Source organism: Bradyrhizobium commune (assembly GCF_015624505.1).
In the GTDB taxonomy this organism is placed as follows: domain Bacteria; phylum Pseudomonadota; class Alphaproteobacteria; order Rhizobiales; family Xanthobacteraceae; genus Bradyrhizobium; species Bradyrhizobium commune.
The window spans coordinates 2,113,589-2,137,197 of record NZ_CP061379.1; the positions used below are offsets into that span (position 1 = coordinate 2,113,589).

16 protein-coding genes are annotated in these 23,609 nt (G+C 61.6%); 12 read left to right on the top strand and 4 right to left on the bottom strand.

Annotated features, from left to right (window positions below; all coding sequences use genetic code 11):
• Window positions 1-69 precede the first annotated feature (69 nt).
• The gene (locus IC761_RS09970; protein WP_195803074.1) at window positions 70-2,949 is read left to right on the top strand and encodes an ATP-binding protein; all 2,880 of its coding nucleotides are present in this window, start codon (window positions 70-72) and stop codon (window positions 2,947-2,949) included.
• 13 nt (window positions 2,950-2,962) lie between these two features.
• Here IC761_RS09970 and IC761_RS09975 read toward each other — a convergent pair whose 3' ends face one another.
• Entirely contained in the window at window positions 2,963-5,713 is a 2,751-nt protein-coding gene (locus IC761_RS09975; protein ID WP_195803075.1) for a winged helix-turn-helix domain-containing protein, read from the bottom strand.
• Window positions 5,714-5,972: 259 nt separating this feature from the next.
• Between IC761_RS09975 and IC761_RS09980 the strand changes: the two genes are divergently transcribed.
• Both IC761_RS09980 and IC761_RS09985 read left to right on the top strand, forming a co-directional pair.
• Window positions 5,973-8,840: an ATP-binding protein gene (locus IC761_RS09980; RefSeq protein WP_195803076.1), complete on the top strand. Its 2,868-nt coding sequence runs from the start codon at window positions 5,973-5,975 to the stop codon at window positions 8,838-8,840.
• Window positions 8,841-8,968: 128 nt separating this feature from the next.
• Window positions 8,969-10,681, top strand: a complete 1,713-nt coding sequence (locus tag IC761_RS09985) for a thiamine pyrophosphate-dependent enzyme (protein WP_195803077.1) — start codon at window positions 8,969-8,971, stop codon at window positions 10,679-10,681.
• Here IC761_RS09985 and IC761_RS09990 read toward each other — a convergent pair.
• Window positions 10,678-10,998 carry a hypothetical protein gene (locus tag IC761_RS09990; protein WP_195803078.1) on the bottom strand — a complete coding sequence of 107 codons (321 nt, stop codon included), beginning with the start codon at window positions 10,996-10,998 and terminating at the stop codon, window positions 10,678-10,680. The genes IC761_RS09985 and IC761_RS09990 overlap by 4 nt on opposite strands.
• Window positions 10,999-11,565: 567 nt before the next feature.
• Here IC761_RS09990 and IC761_RS09995 point away from each other — a divergent pair.
• The gene (locus IC761_RS09995) at window positions 11,566-12,717 is read left to right on the top strand and encodes an OpgC domain-containing protein (RefSeq protein WP_195803079.1); all 1,152 of its coding nucleotides are present in this window, start codon (window positions 11,566-11,568) and stop codon (window positions 12,715-12,717) included.
• A 400-nt stretch (window positions 12,718-13,117) separates the two neighbouring features.
• Here IC761_RS09995 and IC761_RS10000 read toward each other — a convergent pair whose 3' ends face one another.
• Window positions 13,118-14,206, bottom strand: coding sequence for an AraC family transcriptional regulator (locus tag IC761_RS10000; protein WP_195803080.1), 1,089 nt, complete (start codon window positions 14,204-14,206; stop codon window positions 13,118-13,120).
• Between the two features lie 384 nt (window positions 14,207-14,590).
• Here IC761_RS10000 and IC761_RS10005 point away from each other — a divergent pair, with 384 nt between their 5' ends.
• From IC761_RS10005 to IC761_RS10035, 7 genes are all read left to right on the top strand, one after another.
• Window positions 14,591-16,243, top strand: a complete 1,653-nt coding sequence (locus IC761_RS10005) for a fatty acid--CoA ligase (RefSeq protein WP_195803081.1) — start codon at window positions 14,591-14,593, stop codon at window positions 16,241-16,243.
• A gap of 42 nt (window positions 16,244-16,285) precedes the next feature.
• Window positions 16,286-16,765, top strand: a complete 480-nt coding sequence (locus IC761_RS10010) for a MaoC family dehydratase (protein WP_195803082.1) — start codon at window positions 16,286-16,288, stop codon at window positions 16,763-16,765.
• Window positions 16,762-18,456, top strand: coding sequence for an alpha/beta fold hydrolase (locus tag IC761_RS10015; RefSeq protein ID WP_195803083.1), 1,695 nt, complete (start codon window positions 16,762-16,764; stop codon window positions 18,454-18,456). Before IC761_RS10010 ends, IC761_RS10015 begins: the two co-directional genes overlap by 4 nt.
• Window positions 18,449-19,372, top strand: a complete 924-nt coding sequence (gene phaZ, locus IC761_RS10020; RefSeq protein ID WP_210338528.1) for a poly(3-hydroxyalkanoate) depolymerase — start codon at window positions 18,449-18,451, stop codon at window positions 19,370-19,372. The genes IC761_RS10015 and phaZ overlap by 8 nt, the downstream gene beginning before the upstream one ends.
• Window positions 19,369-19,797 carry a phasin family protein gene (locus IC761_RS10025; protein ID WP_195803084.1) on the top strand — a complete coding sequence of 143 codons (429 nt, stop codon included), beginning with the start codon at window positions 19,369-19,371 and terminating at the stop codon, window positions 19,795-19,797. Before phaZ ends, IC761_RS10025 begins: the two co-directional genes overlap by 4 nt.
• Window positions 19,798-19,827: 30 nt before the next feature.
• Window positions 19,828-21,045 (top strand): acyl-CoA dehydrogenase family protein, encoded by a 1,218-nt coding sequence (locus tag IC761_RS10030; protein WP_195803085.1) that lies wholly within the window; start codon window positions 19,828-19,830, stop codon window positions 21,043-21,045.
• Between the two features lie 66 nt (window positions 21,046-21,111).
• Window positions 21,112-22,656, top strand: coding sequence for an acetolactate synthase large subunit (locus IC761_RS10035; protein WP_195803086.1), 1,545 nt, complete (start codon window positions 21,112-21,114; stop codon window positions 22,654-22,656).
• Window positions 22,657-22,678: 22 nt separating this feature from the next.
• On the opposite strand, the gene IC761_RS10040 is transcribed toward IC761_RS10035, so the two are convergent.
• Window positions 22,679-23,146, bottom strand: coding sequence for a nuclear transport factor 2 family protein (locus tag IC761_RS10040; RefSeq protein ID WP_195803087.1), 468 nt, complete (start codon window positions 23,144-23,146; stop codon window positions 22,679-22,681).
• A gap of 174 nt (window positions 23,147-23,320) precedes the next feature.
• Between IC761_RS10040 and IC761_RS10045 the strand changes: the two genes are divergently transcribed.
• Window positions 23,321-23,599 carry an NAD(P)-binding domain-containing protein gene (locus IC761_RS10045; RefSeq protein ID WP_246791478.1) on the top strand — a complete coding sequence of 93 codons (279 nt, stop codon included), beginning with the start codon at window positions 23,321-23,323 and terminating at the stop codon, window positions 23,597-23,599.
• The last annotated feature ends 10 nt before the right edge of the window (window positions 23,600-23,609 follow it).

Sequence of the window (23,609 nt, forward strand, 5' to 3'; positions counted from 1 at the left end):
TGCGTTTGCGCAAGACTGACGGCGAACGATGCGGTAACCAGATCGTCGGCGGTCTTGGCGGAATGATTGATGTCGGTCCCACCAATTGGCTCATCGAGTGCAATCCGGCTTCGGTTTGGCCCATTCGAGCTGAGTGTCGCCGAGCGCTCTCTCAGCAAGGCGAGCCAGGTCATTCCACTGGGTGGCAGGGTCTACGACATCCTGATCGCGCTGCTCGAAAACGCCGGTGAGGTCGTCCCGAAGTCCGAACTGATCGCGAAGGCTTGGCCTGATGTGACGGTCGAGGAGGGCAGTCTTCGCGTCCATCTGTCGGCGCTGCGCAAGGCACTGGGCGACGGCCAGTTCGGCAACAAGTACATCGCGAATATCCAGGGCCGCGGCTATAGCTTCATCGCGCCGGTTACGCGATTGTCCGCAGTTCGCGACAGCGGTAGCGCATCTTCGGGATTGTCAAACCTGCCGCCGGCCCTGGGTCGCATGGTTGGTCGTAGCAAGGTCGTCCTTGAAATTCAGCATCTGCTCCAGACGGAACAGCGTCTGATTACAATTCTGGGTGCCGGGGGCATGGGCAAGACGACGGTTGCCCTGTCAGTCGGGCACGGGGCGCTGGCCGACTTCTCCGGGGCGGTATTCTTTGTCGACCTTTCAACGGCGACCGATAATGAGCAAGTCATCGGCGCTGTCGCTGCCGCGCTCGGGCTCGCCCCGCACCTGGTCGATCCGAGGGAGGCGTTGCTCAATTTCCTGCGCACACGCAGGGCGCTTGTCATTCTCGACAGTTGCGAGCATCTCATCGAGAGCGCCGCGGAGATCGCCGACCATATTTTCCGGAACGCCCCCGACATCTACATCCTCGCGACCAGCAGGGAGATCTTGCGTGTTGCTGGCGAACACGTGCTTCGTCTTTGTCCACTGGACTGCCCGCCGGAGCAGCCGCGGTTGACCGCGTCGGAGGTGTTGGCTTATCCGGCAGTACGGTTGTTTGCCGAACGGGTCAGTGCTCGCCGCGGCAATTTTTCGCTGAGTGACGACGAAGCCCCCATGGTTGCCGAGATCTGCCGCAAGCTTGACGGCATTGCGCTCGCCATCGAACTCGCCGCTGGAAGAGCCGCTGTCTTCGGCGTCAGGAACACTGTGGCAAGATTGGGTTCGCACCTCGATCTTCTCAAATTCGGCCGCCGGACGGCGAATCCGCGGCATCAGACCCTCAAGGCGACGCTGGACTGGAGCCACGATCACCTGTCCGAGGTCGAGTGCGTTGTACTGCGACGTGTCGCGATCTTCGTCGGGCACTTTTCACTGGAAGCGGCGTGTGCGGTTGCAGAGCAGGACGGAATTGACCGGTCCGAGATCGAGGGCGCGGTCGAAAACCTCGTCAACAAATCGCTCATTGTGGCGTGGCCCAGCTACCGGCGGATGCTTTACCGATTGCTCGACACCACGCGCTCCTATGCCTTGGAGAAACTGGCGGCAAGCGGCGAACATCAGTCCATGGCGGCGCGCCACGCGAGCCATTTGAGTCGATCGTTGCACGACAACCGCGAGAATCTCTTCGATCTGGAGCCCGGACGAACTTTGGCGGATGCGACGCAGCACAATCTCGGTGATATCCGTGCCGCACTCGAATGGAGCTTCGGTCCCGATGGAAACGACCGCGCGGCCACACAAATGGCGGCCGCCGCCCCGCAATTGCTCCTGGCCAAATCGCTTTTCATGGAGTGCCGGGATTGGATGGAGAAGGCGATCGATCGGATCGCTGCGGAGGATGACCCGCGGGACCAGATGGAAATCCACGCTTCGCTCGCCTTGTCGCTGATGTTCACTGCCGGCAACAGTGAAAGGGTTCGCGATGCCTTCAATACGGCGTTGACTCTCGCCGAGCGGTGCGAGGATGCCTACCAGCAGCTGCGTCTTCTCAGCGGGCTGTCGATGTATCTTCACCGCACGATCGACGCGGCGGCCAGTCTTGAAGTTGCGCTGCGCGCAGAGTCCGTCGCGAACAAGACCGGAAATCCGGAGGATGCAGCGCTAGCGGATTCGATGCTGGGAGCAGCGTACTATATGCTTGCGGACCACCTCCGCGCGCCAAAATACCTCGAACGGGCCCTGCACGGGGCGCCGGCTTCCCGACGGTTCAACGCAACTCAATATCTGTTTGATCTGCGCACCACATCGCTGTTCAACCTTACCCGATCGCACTGGTTTGCTGGCAATCTTGATAAGGCGGTCGGTTATTCCGGACGAACCATCGCGGAGGCTGAGAAATCGGATCATCCGATAGCCCTGTGTCGGGCCCTGATCCTGACGATGCCTCTCTATTTCTGGATCGACGACTTGGGACAGGCCGAACGGAACCTTTCTGCGCTCGAGCTCACCGCCGAGAAGTATTCGTTGGAGCCATTTCGCGCGGTCGCCGTGGGACTTCGGGGGCGTTATCTGGTTCGCGTCGGCCAGACAGAGGATGGCATGTGTCATCTGCGGGACAGCTTGAAAAAGCTGCGGATACTGCGATACGAAATGCTCGTAACGGATTTTGTCTCCGAATTGGCGGTCAGTCTGGCAAAGCAAAACCAGCGCGCGGAAGCGCTGGCTCTCATCGACGGTTCGATCGCCACGCAGCTTGGATCGAGGAGGCCTCTTCATCTTCCGGCCCTCTTTTTGGCGAAAGGCGTGGCCCTTATGTGCGGTGAATCCCAACAGCGTGATCTGGCTGTGGAGTGTTTCGAGGCGGCAATGACCCTGGCAGCGCAACAGTCGGCGCTTTCGTTCGAACTGCGGGCAGGATTGGCGCTTGCGCGGATTTGGATTGATCGGGGTCAAATCCGAGGGGCCCATGAGCTCATCGGAGCCATCTACGGCCGATTTACCGAGGGCTTCGAAACGCCGGATCTCGTGCTGGCGAGCCAAATCCTCGAGCAGACGAGTGTTCGTGCGCGGCAAGCCGGATGAAGGGCGCGAAGCTTCACTGCGTGGTGACGATGCCCAGGGTCTGTGCGCGTGATACGGCCTGTGCGCGCTTCTCCACGCCCAGCTTGGTGAAAACGCTCTTGAGGTGCGACTTCACGGTCTCAGGACCTATCTCAAGGCTTCGGGCGATTTCCTTGTTGGACAATCCATCCGCGATCCGCGTGAGAATGTCGGTCTCGCGCCGGCTCAATGAGCTGAGCACCCGCGCGCTTGAACTCGGTGCCGAACGATCTTGTCGTGCGCGCTGCAAACCCGCCGCGAGGCGATCGACGTAGGGGATCAGATCCGGTTTGACGTTTCGTCCCTCCCGGGTCGCTCGGAGAAGCTCGGAAATGACAGGCCCCTCGTCCAGGACGCTCTGATAAAGACCGGCCGCCGCACACGCGGCAAGCACGCGGTGAAAGCGGCTCACCGCCTCCGCGGCCTTGCCGGCGCTGAGCTGAATTGCCGACTGGCGGATCGCAATGCAGATCAGGAACTGACGGTGCTGCAACGCTTCAGCTTCGTGCTGCAATTGTTGCAGGATTGAAATGGCCTCGTCGGGACGAGCCTGCTGGCCCAGCAAATGAGCGCGGGCCAATTTGTGGTACCACCCAATCTCCGACCAGGCGCCAGGTCTCGGCGCGGGGTTTTTCCGCGCAAGGCGGTCCAGGCGATCGACGCATGCGGCGGCTTCATCCAGCCGGCCATCGTTAAGGTAGAGCCGCGCCTGCTCCGCGATCACGCCGGCCGAGAGCCTGCCCCAGTCTCGCGCGACGCCCAGATTTTCTGCGCGCTCGAGGAGCGTACGGGCCCGCTCGAAGTTCATTCGCGCCGCGGCGACCCTGGAGATCACAAAATAGGTGCCCCACACGCAGTCGAGCATTGTCCCCGAGTTGATCAGCGGGACGCGATCGATGACCCAGGCTTCTGCCTCATCGAGCTGGCCTTGCTCGTATTTAACTCGTGCGATCAGACTTGCCGGCAAGGCCGCGGCGATCGAATTCGGGCCGACATCCTGCTCGGCGATCCGCAAGCCCTCGCGGTAGTGCTCGTCTGCCGCCGCGAGACGTATCTGCCGCTCTTCTGCAAGCCCGTTCAGGCAGTGTCGATACACGGAGGCAAATACGTTCCTGCGATCCTCCTCGACCGAATACGGAATCCATGGCGTCGCATGGAATTGCTTGAGGTTGCCCGCCTTCATATGGCTGAAGCGAATGACGTTCGAGGCGACGTTCGCGGTCCAGGGATCGGATGAACGGTTCACGCAATCCTGCGCCAGAGGCAGCGCACTTTCGCCGTCATCCTTCAGCGCGATGGCAACGGCGCGAATCGCCTGGCATTCGCACAGCAGGTTGCCGTCCGGCAGAGATGTTCTGGCGATATCGCCCTCTATGTCGGCTGCGAGCTTCAGGGCCTCGTCACAACGAAGCGCGAGCGCCAATCCCCAGGCGATCGCCAATCGGACCTCGCACTGACCTCGCATGAGCTCGTCGGGAAACTGGCGCTGCCATTCGAGCAAGGTGAAGAGATCGCCTCTCTTTATCAACGTCATCGCGCAATTTTTGATCCAGCCGATCGCACGATCGGAGGCGCCGGCTGCAATCGCGTGCTGGACCGCCTCGGTCCACAATTCGTGGGAGGCGTACCAAAGCGCCGCGCGCCCGTGCAATTCAGGAACCTCAATGCCGCGATCCGCCTCAAGCCGCTGTCTCAGATATTCGGCAAGCAGCGTGTGATAGCGAAACCAGACCCCGTCATTGTCGAGCGGCGTGAGCAGCATCTGGCGCTGGGCAAGTGATGCCAGAATGGTGCGGCTCGCGCTCAAACCTGTCACGGCCTCGCAGAGGGGACCGGAGAGCCGATCGAGAACTGCCGTGCGCAGCATGAAGTCGACCAGTTCGACCGGAAGCCCATCCAGCATCTCCGTCAGGTAGGCGGCGATTGGACGCTGCGAACCCGAAAGATTGTGGACATACTCCTTCAAGTCGGATCCGGCCTGCGAAGGCATGGATGAGATAATGCGCAGCGCGGCGGGCCACCCCTCGGTCTTGCGCTGCAAGAGTTGAACGTCGGGGAGTTCCAGTATTCCGGGTTTGGTGCCGTCCAGAAACGCCTGTGTCTCCTGCATGTCGAACCGCAGGGCTTCGGCGTCAATCTCGATCAACTGGTTCTGGGCGCGCAAGGTCGCGAGCGGCAGGGGCGGTTCGGTACGCGTCGTCAGCACCACATGACAGTGCGACGGGGCGTGCTTCAGAAAATACGCGACAGTTTGATGGATGCGAGGCGCACTGACCCAGTGATAGTCCTCGAGAAACAGGTAAACATCATCCTCGATCTCCGCCAGATCGTTGATCAGGCTCGACAGGACCGCCGTCGGGTCGATCAAATTGTTCTCGAGGATCAGCCCGATCGCGCCGGCGCCGACCTCCGGACAGGCCTGGTGCAGGGCCTGGGAGACATAAAATAGGAACCGCGTGGCCTCGTCGTCGTCCGAATCGATTGTCAGCCACCCAACGGCATTGCCGTCTTGCTCGAGCATCTCGGCCCAAGTGGCCGCCAGTGAGCTCTTGCCGAAACCCGCCGGCGCCTTGATGACGCCAAGTCGCTTGGCGCGGAACTCGGACAAGATGGCGAGGAGCCGGGGACGCGCGACCAGTCCCCCGAATCGGGCCGGCAAGATCTTGGTCGCGAGGAATGGTAGCCGTCCTCCGCCGGGCAGGGCACCCGTTCCATGTGCCGGATGGCTGGAGTGCGGCTGGATCAAGGGCTCCCCCTAACCACGTCGGTCCTCCCCCCATTCGGGGGATGCAAACAATGGTGAAAGTGTACGATCTCTGTCAGCGAGAGGGAAGCGCCGGGCGTCGTCGGTTGTATGTAGTCCGCATGCCGGTCGCCGCGTGCCGATCCCTTCAAGTCTGCGCGTCGAGCCGAAAGCGAGCTGATGTCTATCAAGAACGCACGCTTGGGTTTCGCGTGGATCATTGAACATCCTGGAAAAGCACCCCAAGCCCGTGCCAAGAGCCATGGCTGACGATGAGCTTCGTGGAAATCTGCTGTTTGGCCCCTTTGAGCTTTCCAGCACAGAGAGGGTACTTCGGCGCGACGGCCTGGCGCTGCCCCTCGGGAGCAGGGCCCTCGACATCCTGATCTACCTCGTTGAGCGTCCGGGTGAGGTGATCGCAAAGCAGGAGTTGATCGATCACGTCTGGCCGGATGTGACTGTCGAGGAGGGTAGCATCCGGGTCCACGTGGCTGCGATCCGCAAGGCGCTCGGCGCCGGCCAATTCGGCAACCGCTACATCGCAAACATCAAGGGGCGGGGCTACTCGTTCGTCGGCACAGTGATCCCGCTCGGAGGCGCCACGGAAAGCAGCAACGCCAGGTCGCGGCACCAAGGCAGGCTTCCGTTGCGACCGATCGCGATGGTCGGGCACGAGGCGCTCGTCGGGGAGGTCGGCGACAAGCTTCGAAACGACCGGTTCGTGACCCTGCTCGGCCCCGGAGGCATCGGCAAAACGACCATTGCCCAGGCCGTCGGCCGCGCTGTCGCCGAGCGGTTTGGGCGCGATGTCTATTTTGTCGATCTGGAAAGCCTCACCGATCCACTTCATGTTGCTCCAGCCGTCGCGGCCACTTTGGGGCTCGCGCTCAAAACGAAAGATCCCGGACTGGAGCTGGTCGACCTCATTCGGTCGCGGAAACTTCTCATCATACTCGATAACTGCGAGCATGTGATCGAGACGGTCGCCCCGCTTGCCGAACAACTCTACCAGCAAACCGAAGCGGTCCATATTCTGACCACGAGCAGAGAGTTGCTGAAAGTCGAGGGCGAGCATTGTTGCCGGGTTCTCCCCCTTGATTTTCCGCCAGACGGCTCGGAGCAAACCGCAAATGAAGTGCTACGATATCCGGCGGCGCAGCTGTTCGTGCGGCGTTTGGCCACGAGAGCAGGTCGCGTCGTTCTCGCCGACAGGGAGGCGCCATTTGTCGCGGAAATATGCCGAAAGCTGGATGGGATTCCGTTGGCAATCGAGTTGGCTGCGGGTCAGGTGGCCGTGCTGGGCCTCAAGAACACGGTTGACCTCCTGATGTCCCGGCTGGAATTGCTGAAGCTGAGCCATCGGACGGCAGTTGCCAGACATCGGACGCTCAAGGCGACATTGGATTGGAGTTACGATCTGCTGTCCGACGCCGAGAGGATCGTCTTTCGACGCATCGCTCCTTTCGTCGGACATTTCACCCTGGATGGCGCGCGGTCGGTCACGGATGAACCCGGCGTGGGTGCCGAGGAAATTTTTGACGCGGTCGCGGGCCTCGTTGAGAAGTCGTTGATAGCAACCCAGATCGATGCCGCGCAGGCACAGTATCGGTTGTCGAACACGACCCGGGCGTACGCGCTGGCAAAACTGGAGGAGCATGCCGAAGTCGATATTGTCTTCGGCCGGCATGCAGAATACCTGGCCGGACACCTCGAGACGCTGAGGGAGGCTCTATCGGCCCTGCCGGGCGCTGAAAGAGTTTTGGCCTATTCCGATCAATTGAGCAACGTCCGTGCGGCGCTCGAATGGAGCTTCGGGCCGCACGGCGATGCCGCGACGGCAACGAGACTGGCCGCCGCTTCCACGCAGGTGTTTCTGGAGCTGTCACTGCTGATCGAATGCCAGGCATGGGCAGAACGCGCGATGGCAAGCCTGGGAAATCCGCATCGAGACTCCCGCCGAGCAATGGAAATCTCCGCGTCGATACCGCTGGCCATGATGCACACGGAAGGTAACGATCAACGCGTCCGGACCGCATTTACGAACGCGCTGGAGATTGCGATCGAACAGGGAGATATCGCTTACGAGCTGAGGATTCTGAGTGGATTTTTCATGTACTCACACTGGATCATGGACATTCGTGGTGCGACCGACATCGCCATCCGGAGCAAGAAACTGGCGTTGAGGACGGGGGATCACGCCGACATGGCGCTGGCGGAGGCAATGTTTGCGGCGTCCGAACATCTGTTGGGGAATCAGCTCGCCGCACAACTGCATTGCGAATCGGGCCTGCGGCACTTGGCGTCCGGACCACGCTCTCGAACGGAACCATATCTTTTTCACTATACGAGCTTCCTGCTCGTCGGTATGGCGCGTTCTCTCCTGTACCGGGGCTTGCTCGATCAATCGCTGGACTATGCAAGGCGCGCCTTGGAGGAAGGCAAGAGGTCAGGCAATCCCGCCACGCTTTGCCGATCCCTGGCCCTGGTCCTTCCTGTCTTTCTGGCCATGGCCGACCTGAAACAATCGGACCAGTACATCGGTGAGCTGAGCGAGCTCTCCGTCGCGCATTCGCTGATGCCGTATCGCGCCATAGCGGCTGGCCTGAAGGGTCAATGGCTGCTCCTCCAAGGCGATCGCATCGAAGCGATCCAATTGCTGAAGAAAGCGCTGGAAGAGCTTCATGTCCAGCGTCACGAGATGCTGAACATGGACTTTACCTGCGATCTGGCCGCGGCCCTCGTGCACCTTGGTGAGCACGAACAAGCGATGACCCTCACGGTGAATGCAATCGAGCAACAGCAGCGCGCCGGAAAATTGTTGCACATGCCCGCTCTGTTCAGGATGAAGGGGCTCATCCTGGCGTCTCGATCCGTGGAGGACCATCTCGACGCCGAAGAAAGCCTGCTGTCGGCAATCGACTGGGCAAAACGCCAGTGGGCCACCCTTTTCGAATTGATGGCCGCGACGGACCTTGCCGCGCTGTTGCAAAAACAGGATCGCTTGCCGGAAGCTTGCGAGTATCTCAGCGCAAGTCTTGAGCGAATGCCGGCCGGAATTTCATTTCCCGCTCGCAGGCGCGCCGAGGAAATGCTCGGCCAACTCCAATCCGGAACCGATCACGTCGGCTGAAAGCTGCGCCTTCCGCAGCCGTGCGCCGTCTGCGCAGGCGGGTTCAAGTCCCCGCATTCCGATACAAGCCCCGTAGTGCAGTTGGGTGCACGCTGTGGCAGGAACGGTCATAGCCAGGGTTGAATGTCATGGGCAAGCTGGTCGCGGATATCATTGTTGAAACTCTGCAAAGTGCAGGAGTCAAACATTGTTATGGCGTCGTCGGCGACACCCTCAATCTGATCGCCCGCTCGCTCGAAAGAAGCGAGATCGAGTGGATATCAATGAGACACGAAGAGGCGGGGGCGTTCGCCGCTCAGGCGGAGGCGCAGGTTGCCGATCGCCTGACCGCGGTCGCCGGCAGCTGCGGGCCCGGAAGCCTGCATTTCATCAACGGGATATTCGAGGCCAATCGCAACCGTGCGCCCGTCATCCTGATCGCAAGTCAGATCATTCGCGACGAATTGGGCTTCGAGTTCATCCAGGAGGTCGACTTCAAGCAGGTCTACAGGGACTGCAGCGTCTTCTGCGACATGATCCATACTCCGGAACAGGCGCGCCGGAAGACGGTGATCGCCTGTCAGACGGCCCTGGCGAAACGCGGAGTTGCCGTTCTGATCGTGCCGGCGGATATCTCTGCCTCGATTGTGGATGACAACATCCCCTATGCCGTGCACGTCGCCAAACCTATCACGCGACCGAACGATGCGGATCTCGGTGAGATCGCAGACATCCTCAACAGTAGCGAAAATGTCGTGCTGTACTGCGGATCGGGCTGCCAGGGCGCGCATCGGGAGATTCTCGCGGTCGCCAGCAAGCTGAAGGCGCCGATTGCGCATACGTCGCGCGCAAAGGACTTCCTTGAGTTTGACAATCCCTACAACATCGGAATGACCGGGATGCTCGGCAACGAGGCCGGATACCACGCCTTGCTGGATTGCGATGCGCTGCTGATGCTGGGCGCGGACTTTGCCTGGCGGCAATTCTACCCCGACAAGGCAAAGATTGTGCAGGTCGATATCGACCCGACCCACCTGGGACGGCGGCATCCGATCACGAAAGGCGTCGTCGGCGATGTGAAGGCAACGCTCGAGGCTCTGCTGCCGATGCTGGCCGAGCGCAGCGATGCCTCGTTTCGAAGCGCATATGTGAAGCGCTACGCGCAATATCGGGAGGCGGAGCGGGTCAAGGTTGCTGCCGGTCACGAAGGCCACATTCCTGGAAGCTATCTGACGCAGGTCATCAGCCGGCACGCCGCAGAGGATGCGTTGTTCACGGCCGACGACGGTACCCCGGCCGCCTGGGCCTATCGCCACATCGAGGCGAACGGCCGGCGCCGCATCTTCGCGAGCCTGCTTCACGGTACGATGGCGAACGGCATGCCGTCCTCCATTGGGCTCCAGAAGGCAGAGCCCGGCCGCCAAGTCGTGTGCATGGCCGGCGACGGCGGAATCTCGATGCTGTTCGGAGACCTGATGACGGTCGTCCAGCAGGAGTTGCCCATCAAGATAGCGGTCTACGACAACGGCAAGCTCGGCTTTGTGGAGATCGAGCAAAAGGCCGAGGGGATGCTCGATACTTTCACGAAGTTGAAAAACCCGAATTTCGCCGGCGTTGCGCGTGCGCTGGGTCTCTGGGGCCAGACGGTTTCGAGTGCGGACGAGTTGGAGACCGCGGTCAAGGATTGGTTGGCGCAACCGGGGCCCGCGCTTCTGCACGTACACGTCAACCCGATGCAGCTCGTCATGCCGCCATTCATGCAGGTCGAACCTGCAGTCGGGATGGCGCTCTATTCGGCTCGAGCCGTCCTGCATGGCCGTGGAGGAGACGTCTGGGAGATGGTGAAGGAGAACTTCCTCTAGCCGAGGTCGCCCTCCCTCAGCAGCGGCGTGGCGTCCCGATCGCTTCGCCGCATGGCATGAGACTGGCCAAGCATTGCTGTCATGGGTCGATCGAGATTGCCGAAACCGCCGGAACCATCGGCTCTACCCATGGCAACGTATTTTGTGGTTGTCGGGGGCGCACTCGCTGTTCTTCTGCTGATAGCCGGCTGGTCTTTGCCGGAGCTGCCGGACAGATTTCCTGATCGGCCGAGCAGCATCGACGCGGCGACCATCCGGATCAAATCAGCGCGCAAATGGCCGGAGAAGGTCGTCTTTGACGCCAACCAGCCGACCATCTCGCCACCGTCGATTGAGGCGGTACCAACCCAGACATTGGTCGAGCGGCTGCCCGACGAACAGACGGATCGGACGCGCGTTGACTCGTTGACTGACTCCATAACCGAACCAGAACCGGGCGCGCGGCCGATCGTTGCCGATCATCCGCCGATGCGCGCCAGGCGTAAGCGGGCCCGGACGGCTCCACCGGCCCATGTGGCGAGAGCCAGTAATCCTAATGAACTCTACGCACTGGGTGAGGAGTGCTGTTGGTTTGAGTCGACGGACAGGCGAAGGTCGGGAGCTGGATCACATAAGCGCGTTGCCCGTCGTGACTCATGGGCAGGATGGCATTTTCCAGAGGCAAATTGAAAGTCGAAGCTGTTCTGCCAGCCTCGTCTCCTGTCTTTCCACCGAACTCACATCCAGCGTGCGCACGATTATACAAGACTGGCAGTTACGGGCAGCTATGCTCACGTCGACCACGTCGAAATGTCGGGGCGGGCTCTGGATGTTGCAAACGGAGGCACCGCAGGCAGGTAATCGGCGAAGGAGATATCTCGGGTTAGAGCCTCGGTGCATTGACGATGAAGATTCTCGCGACGCTCCCGACGAAGGGCCGAGATCTCCGGCTGGACCTGTTTCGAGGTGTGGCAAATTGGGGGATATTCCTCGACCATATCCCCAACAACGTCGTGAACTGGGTAACAACGCGGAACTACGGTTTCAGCGACGCCGCGGATCTCTTCATCTTCATTTCCGGCTACACCGTCGCCTTCGTCTTCGCACGGATGATGCTCGAACGTGGATTCATCATTGGAGCATCGAGGCTTCTGAAGCGTGTCTGGCAGATCTACGTCGCCCACGTCTTCTTGTTCGTGCTCTATCTCGCAGAAATCGGATATGTCGCGCAGAGCTATGGAAACTCAAGTTTCACCGATGACTTCAACATACGGGGCTTCCTCGCCAATCCCGCGCAGTTCCTGTTCGAAGGGCTGGTACTCCGGTTCAAGCCGGTGAACATGGATGTGCTACCGCTTTACATCGTTCTGATGGGCGTTTTCCCGCCGATACTTTGGCTGATGCTCCGCCGGCCGAATATGACCCTGGCAGCTTCGGGGGTGCTCTATTTGATGGCCAGGCATTTCGGCTGGAACGTTTCAGCCTATCCGTCGGGTGTCTGGTATTTCAATCCATTCGCATGGCAGTTTTTGTTCACGTTCGGAGCCTGGTTTGCGCTTGGTGGATCGGCACAGGCAATGCCATTCATCCGGTCGCGTACCGCGCTGGTGCTCGGCGTCAGTTATCTTCTGTTCGCCCTGGTCATGACGATGGCGGCCCGGTTTGACGGACTGCGGTCACTGATCCCGCCGGACATCTACGGCGCCTTCAATCCGAACGACAAGACCAACCTTGCGCCTTATCGTTTGCTGCATTTTGTTGTGTTCGCCTTTTTTGTCGTTCGTCTGCTGCCACGCGATTGGCCGGGGCTGGAATGGGCGATCTTTCGGCCCGCAATCAAGTGCGGTCAGCAGTCGCTCGAAGTGTTTTGCGCCGGCATATTCCTGTCCTTTGCCGCACACGTGGTTTTGGTCGAGATTTCCGGCGCGATCTGGATGCAGGTCGTGGTCAGCATTGTCGGGATATCGATGATGACCGCGCTGGCGTACTACCGGTCCTGGTCGAAGAACGCCGACAAGGCACCGAAGGCCAAGCCGGTCGTCGTAGTGGCGGGTTAAGAGCCGGGGGATCGGTTGCAGCGAGGACGCCGTCCGCTTCGCCGTCGGCATTCACTACGGCGAGGTCGTGCAGGGAGATGTCGGCAGCGAAAGAAGGCTGGAGCTCACCCTGGTCGGTACACCGTGAATATCGCGAGCCGCGTTGAAGCCTATTGCCGAATTCTCGATGCTCGGCTTCTGGTTACCGGTCAATTCGTGGAGGCGCTGCTGGCAGAGGGGAGTCAGGAACTTGCGAAAGCGTTTGTCGACGAAGGTGTCCACGTATTGCGCGGTTGCAAGGAGCCGATCCGTCTCCTTAGCGTGAGACGAGAACGAACGGCCGTCCAGAGACCGGACGACAGGATGGTTTGCGGCCGTCCGGCGGATGAAGTCGGGTGAAATGGGTGAGCGAGCCAGCGGCCTATTCGGCCCTGATGTCGCTCGGCGCCTTGTTTGTCCATCGATGGAACGCGCGACGGAAATTCGCGGCGTCGCTGAATCCGAGCGCCAAAGCGATATCGTCGTTCGAAAGCCTGGTCGTGCGGAGATATTTCAGCGCAATCTGGGCGCGGAGTTCGTCCAGCAAGCCGCGATAGGAAAGACCTTGCTGGCGAAGCTTGCGGCGCAGGGAGCGATCGTCCATGCCGAGGAGCCTGGCCGCCGCCGAGGAGGTTGGCGGCGTGGCAATATCCGCCAGCAGAAGGTCGCGAACCTTTCCGGCGATGCCGATTCGTAACGTCAGATCGTCGAGCAGGTCGTCGCATAGCGCAACGATCGATGGGTAGGTGGTCCTGTTGCCGAGACTTGCCTCCTGCTCCAGCCATGTCGATCGGAAAACAATCTTGTTCGCGGTTTTCGCGAAGCTGACGCTGCATCGTAACTCGTCGTTCGGAAAGCCGCCGTCTCCCGCGCCCGGGTAGGCGAGGCAGACTTCGTCCGGGGCGAACGCGGGACCCATGACGTCGCGCATCAGAGAGATGTGTATTCCGATCTGCATCTCGGTGACGAAGCGATACAATGCGGGATCCGTTGCGGCGTGCAGATTGGGTTCGATGGACCAGACGGCGGATCCGTTCTCTTCGCTGAAGCTGATCGCAGCCAGGGGCGCGGCGAGCATGTGGTACCGCGTCGCGAACTGCATCGTCCTGCGAAAGTCGGGACAGCACAGGATGGCAAAACCGTACATTCCGTACGTGGATATATGGATGGATGCGCCGATCCGATAGGCGAGGTAAGGATCCCTCGAGAGCCGGACGGCATTCTTGCAGGCGGTCAGCAATTGCTTGAGCGAGATCCGCGCCTTCGAGGAATACACCTCCTTCGCCGGCAGATTGACGTTCTTCAATATCTCGCTGGCCGGGTGGCCCTGGCTCAATAGCATGTCGAACAGCGCGGCAAGCTTGGTCGTTTCGTATATGCGCTCGCTCAAGCCGACGATCGCCGATTCCTTCGCGCCTTCCGGGTGCGGTGGTGAGGACGGGAAAGGGTGATGTTGCCGAGCTTTTTGCAATCGGGTCCGCCTTTGTACTGGAGCTCCGAAGGGGCGCGCTCCCGTTCACCGACCGTCCGGTAGTCTCGGCAACGATAGCAGCTTTTTGGATCGTCAAAAGCAATGCCGGGATTTGCGACGCGTCAGCCGGATGACGCGCCGCCGCAATTCGCGAAATGAGCAGCTTTATTCAAGAACGAATGCCGGAGTGGTCGTAGCCTGTCCGTTCTGGACCCCGTTGATGTCCGTTTCGGACCTTCACAAACACCGCGCGTCACGCGACGGTCGATGTCCACGTCGGGTGATGGAATCGTCGAAGGGACGACCGGCCGAGGCGATCCGCAAATCATAATTGCGGACGTCGCGAGGAGCCGAGCGAGAGGCAACGTTTCGAGGGAGGCCGCCATGGTGGGAAGGCTGATCCAGACTGCCAAATCCGCCTATCGATATCCGCTGATCCTCAAGCAGCTGTGGCATACCCCGTTGCTGCAATCGCCCGCGCAGGAGATCGTCTATCGCGATCGAAGCCGGCTGACATATCGGCAGCTCGGAGAGCGCATCGCCCGCCTCGCCTCCGCGCTGAGCAGGCTCGGTGTCGAGCCCGGCGACACGGTCGGCGTCCTCGACTGGGACAGCAACAGGTTTCTCGAGGCCTTCTTTGCGATCCCGATGATGGGGGCGGTGTTGCAGACGGTCAACGTGCGGCTCTCGCCCGAGCAGGTCGCCTATACGATCGATCATGCCGGCGCGTCCACGCTGCTCGTCAACGACGAGTTCGTCGGCTTGCTGGAAGGCCTCAGGCCGCAGCTCACGAAGGTCAAGACGCTCGTCGTGATGTCGGATCGTCCTCGCCCCGAGACCGGAAGCCTGCCGTTTGCCGGCGAGTACGAGAGCCTGCTTGCCGAAGCGTCGTCCGACTATGATTTTCCGGATTTCGACGAGGATACGCAGGCGACGACCTTCTACACCACCGGCACGACCGGCTTGCCCAAGGGGGTCTATTACAGCCATCGGCAGCTGGTGCTGCATTCGTTATGCGAGCTGGCGTTCTTCGGGATGGCGAGCCAGCAGGGCCGGTTCTCGCGCGACGACGTGTATATGCCGATCACGCCCATGTTCCATGTGCACGGCTGGGGTTTTCCCTGGGCTGCGACGCTTGCCGGTGTCAAACAGGTCTATCCCGGGCGCTATGACCCGGCGATGCTCGTCAAGCTGATCAAGAGCGAGGGCGTCACGTTCACCCACGGCGTCCCGACGATCCTGCAAATGCTGCTGAACGCCGCTGCGGCAGCGAAGACGGACCTTGCGGGTCTGAAGATGGTGATCGGCGGCTCGGCGCTGCCGAAGACGCTGGCGAAGCAGGCGCTCGCCGCGGGCATCGACATATTTGCCGGTTACGGCATGTCCGAGACCGGCCCGATCGCCGCGGTGGCCCACGTCATGTCGCGCGACCTCAGCGGCGATCACGACCGGGAGGTGGAATTCCGGACCAAGGCGGGCATGGCGGCCCCGCTGGTCGATCTGCGCATCGTCGACGAGGACATGAACGATGTCCCCCATGACGGCAAGTCGTCCGGAGAGATCGTGTTGCGCTCCCCCTGGCTGACGCAGGGCTACTACAACAATCCCGAGGGCTCGGAGGAGCTCTGGGCCGGCGGCTATCTGCACACCAACGACATCGCGGTGGTGAGCCCGGGCGGCTACGTCCATATCACCGACCGCCTCAAGGACGTCATCAAGACCGGCGGTGAGTGGGTGTCCTCGTTGCAGATCGAGGACCTGATCACGCAATGCCCGGGTGTGGAGGAGGCGGCGGTCATCGGCGTCAAGGATGACCGGTGGGGCGAGCGTCCACTTGCACTCGTGGTCAAGGAACCGGCGGAGACAAACGGTGTCACCGATACGATCGTGAAAAGTCATCTCAAGACGTTCGCCGACAAGGGCGTCATCTCGCGATACGGAATTCCCGAGAAGATCATCTTCATCGACAGCATCCCCAAGACCAGCGTCGGCAAGATCAACAAGAAGGAGCTGCGCAAGCGCTACGGCGACGTGTAGCCGTTCGACCCCGGTCGGAGAAAAGCATCAAAGGAGGAAAACGTGAGCAAGCTCACCCTTGCCGGTCTGAGCGAACGAATTGGAGAGGAGCTTGGCCTGTCCGAATGGGCCACGATCGACCAGGCGCGCATCGACGCGTTCGCCTCCTGCACCGGCGACCATCAGTGGATTCACGTCGATGTCGAACGGGCGCGCCGTGAAAGTCCCTTCCGCAGTCCGGTCGCGCACGGCTATCTGGCGCTGGCGATGGTGGCTCCGCTGTCGATGCAGGTCGGTGTCATCCCAGGCGATGCGGCGGCCGGTCTGAACTACGGCATCGACAAGGTGCGCTTCCTCGCGCCGGTGCCGGCGGGCGCGCGGGTCAGGCTTCGTGTCGTTCTTGCCGGCGTCGAGCCGAAGGAGCGTGGGCAGGTGGTCATGAAAACCCGGAACACGTTGGAGGTGGAGGGGTCGGAAAAGCCCGCCCTGATCGCCGAGACCCTGGCGCTGCTGATTCCCGCAACGGAAGCGAGACAGTCATGAGCACGGAAGACCCCGGCCCGACATTGTCGCGCGCAGAATTATCCGAGGAGGCATCCAAAAATACGCTGGCGCTCAATCCCCTCGTCGCCATCCAGGGCCAGGATCTGCTCGACAGTGCCGGTATCTTGTTCAAGGCGGTCATCAACGAGCCGAAGGTCGCAACCGAACAGTGGCTCGCCTTCGTCGGCGAGTTAGGCTCCATCGTCGCCGGAAAGTCCGAGCGCGCGCCGAAGCCCGGGGACAAGCGGTTCTCGGATCCGACATGGAAGGAGAGCTCGTTGCACCGCGGCCTGCTCAAGGCCTATCTGGCGTGGGGCGAGGCCGTCAATGGCCTCGTCGACAAGACCAGCCTCAGCAACATCGACAAGGCGCGCGCGCACCTGATCACCGAGATCCTGATCGATGCGGTGGCGCCGACCAACGCGATGGTCACCAATCCCGCGGCGGTCCGCAAGTTCGTCGACAGCGGTGGGCAGAGCCTGTGGCGTGGATTGAAGAACTATCTTGACGACCTCACCCGCAATCGCGGCATGCCGTCGATGGTGGATACCAGCGCATTCAGGGTCGGCGAGAATCTCGCAGTCACGCCGGGCGCGGTCGTGCTGCGTAACGAGCTGCTCGAGCTGATCCAGTATACGCCGACGACGCCAAAAGTCTGGAGACGGCCGCTGCTCATCACGCCGCCGCAGATCAACAAGTACTACGCGCTCGATCTCTCGCCCGACAAGAGCATGGTTCGTTTTCTGCTCGAGAGCGGTATTCAGGTGTTTTGCGTGAGCTGGCGCAATCCGACCGCTGCCGATCGCGACGTTGGCCTCGAGAGCTACGTTGCCGCGCTCGACGAAGCCGTCGACGCCGCGCGCGAAGTCACTGGCAGCGACGACATCTCGATGATGGGATCCTGCTCCGGCGGCATCACATCGACGGCGTATTTCGCAACCCTCGGCAGCGCGAAGATCAGGAACATGGTGCTGGCGGTCTGCCTGCTCGATCCGAACACCGCCGACGAGAGCGCGTTCGGCTGCCTCATGACGCCGGAAACGATGAGGGCCGCCAAGGAAACATCGCGGCTCCGCGGTCTGGTCGATGGTCACGAACTGGCGCGGATGTTCGCCTGGATGAGGCCGAACGATTTGATCTGGAACTACTGGGTCAACAACTATCTGCTCGGCAATCAACCGCCGGCCTTCGACATCCTGTACTGGAACGCCGATACGACCCGGCTGCCGGCGCGCCTGCACGGCGACTACCTCGATCTCTACTTCACCAATCCGTTCGTCAACGCCGGAAAGCTCGCGCTGAACGACAGGATGATCGACATGAGCAAAGTCAAGGCCGACTGCTACGTCGTTGCCGGCGTGACCGACCACATCACGCCCTGGAAGGGCGTGCACAGGACGGCGCAGATCATGGGTGCAGGTACCACCTTCGTGCTGTCGAACAGCGGTCACCTCCAAAGCCTCCTCAATCCGCCGACCAATCCGAAGGCGTCGTTCATGATCGGTCCCGTCAATTCGGCAGGCCCGGACGCGTTCCTGGCCGCCTCCGAAAAGCGGAAGGGAAGCTGGTGGCTCGACTGGCGAGACTGGCTTCACAGGCGATCGGGTGAGGAAGTGGGTGCACCGGCGTCGTTCGGTAGCCAACGCCATCCCGTCCTTGCTCCAGCTCCGGGGACATACGTCTTTGAGTGACATCGCCACGAGTGCCCGCCCGTCTGCACAGATCGCGACCGGGAAGCCGGGCGAGATCACGGTGCAGCAAATCGCAATCGACGGGCAGTCGCTCCGGGTCGCCATCAGGCATGGCCGCGAGCGACAACCGCCCCTGCTGCTGTTCAACGGGATCGGCGCCAACTGGGAGCTGGCCAAGCCGCTCCTCGAGGCGCTCACGCGCACGACCGCGATCATCTTCGATGTGCCGGGGGTCGGGGCATCGCCTCGACCGCTTTTCCCATATCGTCCCTCGACGTTGGCACGGCTGGCCGCCAGTCTCCTTGCCGAGCTTGGCTACGCCGAGGTCGACGTTGCCGGCGTGTCCTGGGGAGGCGGCATCGCGCAGCAATTCGCGCACCAATATCCGACGCTGTGCCGGCGGCTGGTGCTGGCTGCGACGGCGCCCGGCTTCACCATGGTGCCGGCGAGCCCCGCCGTGTTGTGGAAAATGGCAACGCCGCGCCGTTATACCGACAAGGACTATATGAACAGGATCGCGGCGGACATCTATGGCGGTGCCTTTCGCCAGGATCCGTCATTGATCGGCCGGCATGCGGCGGGGATGCATGGCGCGCGCAATCTCGGCTATCTGTACCAACTTCTCGCGATGGCCGGCTGGACCAGCCTGCCATGGCTATGGTCTCTACCACAGCCGACGCTCGTGCTGATGGGTAACGACGATCCGCTGGTCCCCCCGATCAACGGTCATATTCTGGCGAGCCTGATCCCGAACGCCGAGCTCCGCATGATCGATGACGGACATCTGTTCATGGTGACCCGGCCGGCGGAGACCGCCGCGTTGATCGAGGATTTTCTGGTGATCGCAGATATCGTTCCGGCATCGGAAGATGGGCGTCATCACACCAAGGCAGAGCAACAAGGGAGGACATCATGACGGATACAGCCTCGTACATCGACATGCTGAGGAAGTTCGGCAGCGACCTCGGTTTGCCGAAGCTGAACGTGGATGAGCTGCTTCAGGCCCAGAAGAAGAGTATCGACGCGCTCGGCCAAAGCGCAAAGGTGGCGGCGCAGGGCGCCCAGTCGGTCGCGCAGAAGCAGCGCGAGGTGTTGGAGGCTGGCCTCAGAGAAGCCGAGACACTCGCGCGCGAGTACAAACCGCTTGGCCAGATGCAGGAGAACATCGCGTTGCAGACCGAATTCGCGCGAAAAGTCTTCGAGATCACGGTCGAGGGAGCGCGCGAGAGCGCGTCGACCGCGAGGCAATCGACCACGGATGCGGTGAAGATCATCCAGGACCGCGTGAAGGAGAGTCTGGAGGAGATCCGCGCCAACGTTCGTCCGGGCAAATCGACCTGACGTTATCGTTCACGCACCAGGGAGAGGATCATGGCGAACCCGCAGGCGACAGGAGCGAGAAAGCCTGATTACGCGCCGCCGCCGATCGACGGCGACTTCTATCGGATTGCGAAGGTGATGAACGAGAGCGAGCGTGCGTTGCTCCGGCGCGTCCGCGAGTTCACCGAAGGCGTGGTCGCGCCCGTGATCGAGGAGTATTGGGGGCGGGACGAATTCCCGTTCGCAATCGTTCCGAAGATGGCCGAAATCGGCATCGGAGGTGTCGGCTATCAGGGCCATGGCGCGGCAGGCGGAAGCTGGTTGTTGAATGGCCTCGTCGCGATGGAGCTGGCTCGGGTCGATGCGTCGATTGCGACGTTCTGGGGCGTGCACACGGGGCTCTCGGCGGGCTCGATCTACCTGTGTGGCGACGAGGCGCAGAAGCAACGCTGGCTGCCGCCCATGATGCGTTTCGAGAGGATCGGCTCGTTCGGCCTGACCGAGCCGCTGGTCGGCTCCGCGACATCGGGTGGGATGACGACGACTTGCCGGCGCGAGGGCGAAATCTGGATCCTCAATGGCCAGAAGAAGTGGATCGGCAACGCTACCTTCGCCGACATAAATGTGATCTGGGCGCGCGAGGAGGACACGAACCAGGTCAAGGGCTTCGTCGTCGGGAGGGACAATCCCGGATTCGCAGTCGAGAAGATCAGGACCAAGATGGCGCTTCGCGTCGTGCAGAACGGGCTGATCACCCTGAAGGATTGTCGCGTGCCGGAGGCGGATCGCCTGCAGAACGCAAACTCGTTCAAGGACACCGCCAAGGTGCTGAGGATGACGCGCACCGGCGTGGCGTGGTTCGCCGTGGGCTGCCAGATGGGCGCCTATGAGCACGCGCTGCGCTACGCGACCGAGCGAATGCAGTTCGGCAGGCCGATCGGCGGCTTCCAGCTCGTCCAGGATCTCCTGGTGCGCATGCTCGGCAACGTCACGTCGACCCAGACCATGATGCTGCGTCTTGCCCAGCTCCAGGACGAAGGCGTGATGCGCGACGAGCATGCCTCGCTGGCGAAGGCCTTCTGTACCGTCAAGTGCCGCGAGACGGTCGGCTATGCGCGCGAGCTGCTTGGCGGCAACGGCATCCTGCTCGAAAACCATATCGGGCGGTTCGTCGCCGATGCCGAGGCGATCTACTCCTATGAAGGCACCAGGGAGATGAACACGTTGATCGTCGGCAAGGCGATCACCGGTTTGAGTGCCTTCGTCTGATGAGATACGTACGAATTTTCAAGTGACGGCACGACAAAGTCCTCAACGGTAAAACGGGGAAGCGGCATGAACGGCGCTGAAAGTCTCTTGCGGACGCTCGTCGGATCGGGTGTCGAGGTCTGCTTCGGCAATCCCGGCACGTCGGAAATGCATTTTGTGGCTGCCCTCGACAGGGTGGAGGGTATGCGGACCGTGCTCGGCCTGTTCGAAGGTGTGGTGACCGGCATGGCCGACGGCTACGGTCGCATGGCGGAGAAGCCGGCCGCGACGCTGCTGCATCTCGGACCTGGACTCGCGAACGGGCTCGCCAATCTTCATAACGCGCGCCGCGCGGCGACGCCGATCGTCAATATCGTCGGTGACCACGCCACCTATCACGCGCAGTACGACGCGCCGCTCGCTTCCGATGTCCGCGGCTTTGCGCGGCCGGTCTCCGGCTGGGTGCATTCGTCGGTGAGCGCCAGAACCGTTGCCGCAGACGGCGCGCGGGCCGTGCAGGCCGCCCTGCAATATCCGGGTCAGATTGCGACGTTGATCTTGCCTGCCGACACGGCCTGGCTCGAGGCCGACCACCCGGCACCCGCGCTGCCGAAGCCTCTGCCAGCGACGGCGTCTGCCGAAGCGATCGACCAGGCCGCCGTTGCACTCAAATCGGGCCGCAAGACCATGCTGCTGATCCGCGGAGCTGCGCTCAAGGAAAGTGGGCTCAATGCGGCAGGACGCATCGCCGCGACTTCAGGCGCGCGGATCGCCTGCGACACCTTTGCGCCACGCTGCCAGCGTGGCGCCGGGCGCGTGAAAGTGGAGCGTGTTCCCTATTTCGCCGAGCAAATCGTCGAGTTCATGAAGGGAACGCAGCAACTGATCCTGGTTGGCGCGAATCCTCCGGTGAGCTTCTTCGCCTATCCGAACAAGCCGTCCTGGTGCACGCCCGACGACTGCAAGATCTTGCATCTCGCCCACGTCCACGAGGATGGCACGGCGGCGCTGGAAGCTCTCGCTGACGCCGTGAAGGCAGCGAGGGACCCAGCGCATATCGGTTCGCCAGGCAAGCCTGATATCCCTGCCGGACCGCTCAATCCGCAGACCGCCGGACAGATCATTGCACATTTCCTTCCTGACGGGGCCATCATCTCAGACGAAGGCGCAACGGCAGGCGGTGGCATGCATCGATTTGCAGCCAATATCGCGCCGCACGACCATCTTGCGTTGACCGGAGGCGCGATCGGGCAGGGTATCCCCCTCGCCACGGGCGCCGCGGTTGCCTGTCCGGACAGGAAGGTCGTCTGTCTCCATGGCGACGGCGGAGCGATGTATACGCCGCAGGCGTTGTGGACGCAGGTGCGGGAATCGCTCGACGTCACCACGGTGATCTTTGCCAATCGCTCCTATGCGATTCTCAACATCGAGCTCGCGCGGGTGGGTGCCGGAGAAGCCGGGCCCAAGGCGTTTTCGATGCTGGATCTGCATAATCCGGAGCTCGATTGGGTCAAGCTCGCCTCCGGCATGGGCGTGGAGGCGAGCCGGGCGACTTCGGTTGAGGGGTTTGCGAGCCAATTCGCCAGCGCGATGAGTAATCGCGGTCCCCGCCTGATCGAGGTCGTGCTTTAGTTTCCTGGAACGCGACGCGTCCTCATGAGAGCGCGCGTTCGTCGATCCAGTCGACATAGAGCCGGCGCTCCGCAAACAGCCAGGTGCCGTCCAGCTTCACGAACGTATCGAGGTAGCGGAGCGAGGCGACCATCAGGCGGCGTTGTCCGTCGTTGCCGACCGTGACGTGATGCGCCAGGCAATAGGTTTCGCCCGTGCCATGCTCGCTCGTCAGCGAGAGCAGCGTGCTCTGTCCGAGGAAGTGGGTCGTGGCATCGTATTTGTTCAGCTCCGCGAAGACCGGAGCAAGTGCCGCACGGGAGTGCAGCTCCTGTGACGGCGTTGGATCCTTGGCATTCATGTAAACGATGAACTGGGTGTCCTCGGTGAAGAGGGACATCTGGCCCATTGCATCGCGACGGTCGGCGCAGTGTGCGTAGGCTTCGACCAGCTCGCGTATTGCGAGGCGATCCGCGGCTTCGCCGGGGGAGATGGCAAATTGCTTGCTCATGGGCAGATCTCCGCTTGAGTAGGAGCGACCAAGTCTCGCCGGTCAAGCTGACGCATTTGCGGGACTGGTCTTGAACAAAACTGCTCTGGCCGAAGGGATTTCGAAGAATCTGCTCTCAGAGGCGGGCTTGGCGCGACCATCGCAAACAGTCGCGGCCCGGAGTCGCTACGAGGATTGGTCGCGGAACTTGGTCCGTCGATCAAGGCCGGTACCGCCAGGGAGGCTGCCAGCGCCGACATCGTTCTGACGGCCGTACGCTGGGTCGATCTCGAAAGGGCGTCACAGGGGCTTCCCGTTTGCAACGGCCGCATCGTCATCGATGCCACCAATCCCGTTGAGTTCATCGAACGGGTCGGTCATTTTCCGGTCGACCTCGGCGTACTCAATGTGGGTGAGCCTCTGGCCTCGCTGCCGTTCGGTTCGCTTGCGGCGAGCAACCTTGTCAAAATCTGACGTTCGATCT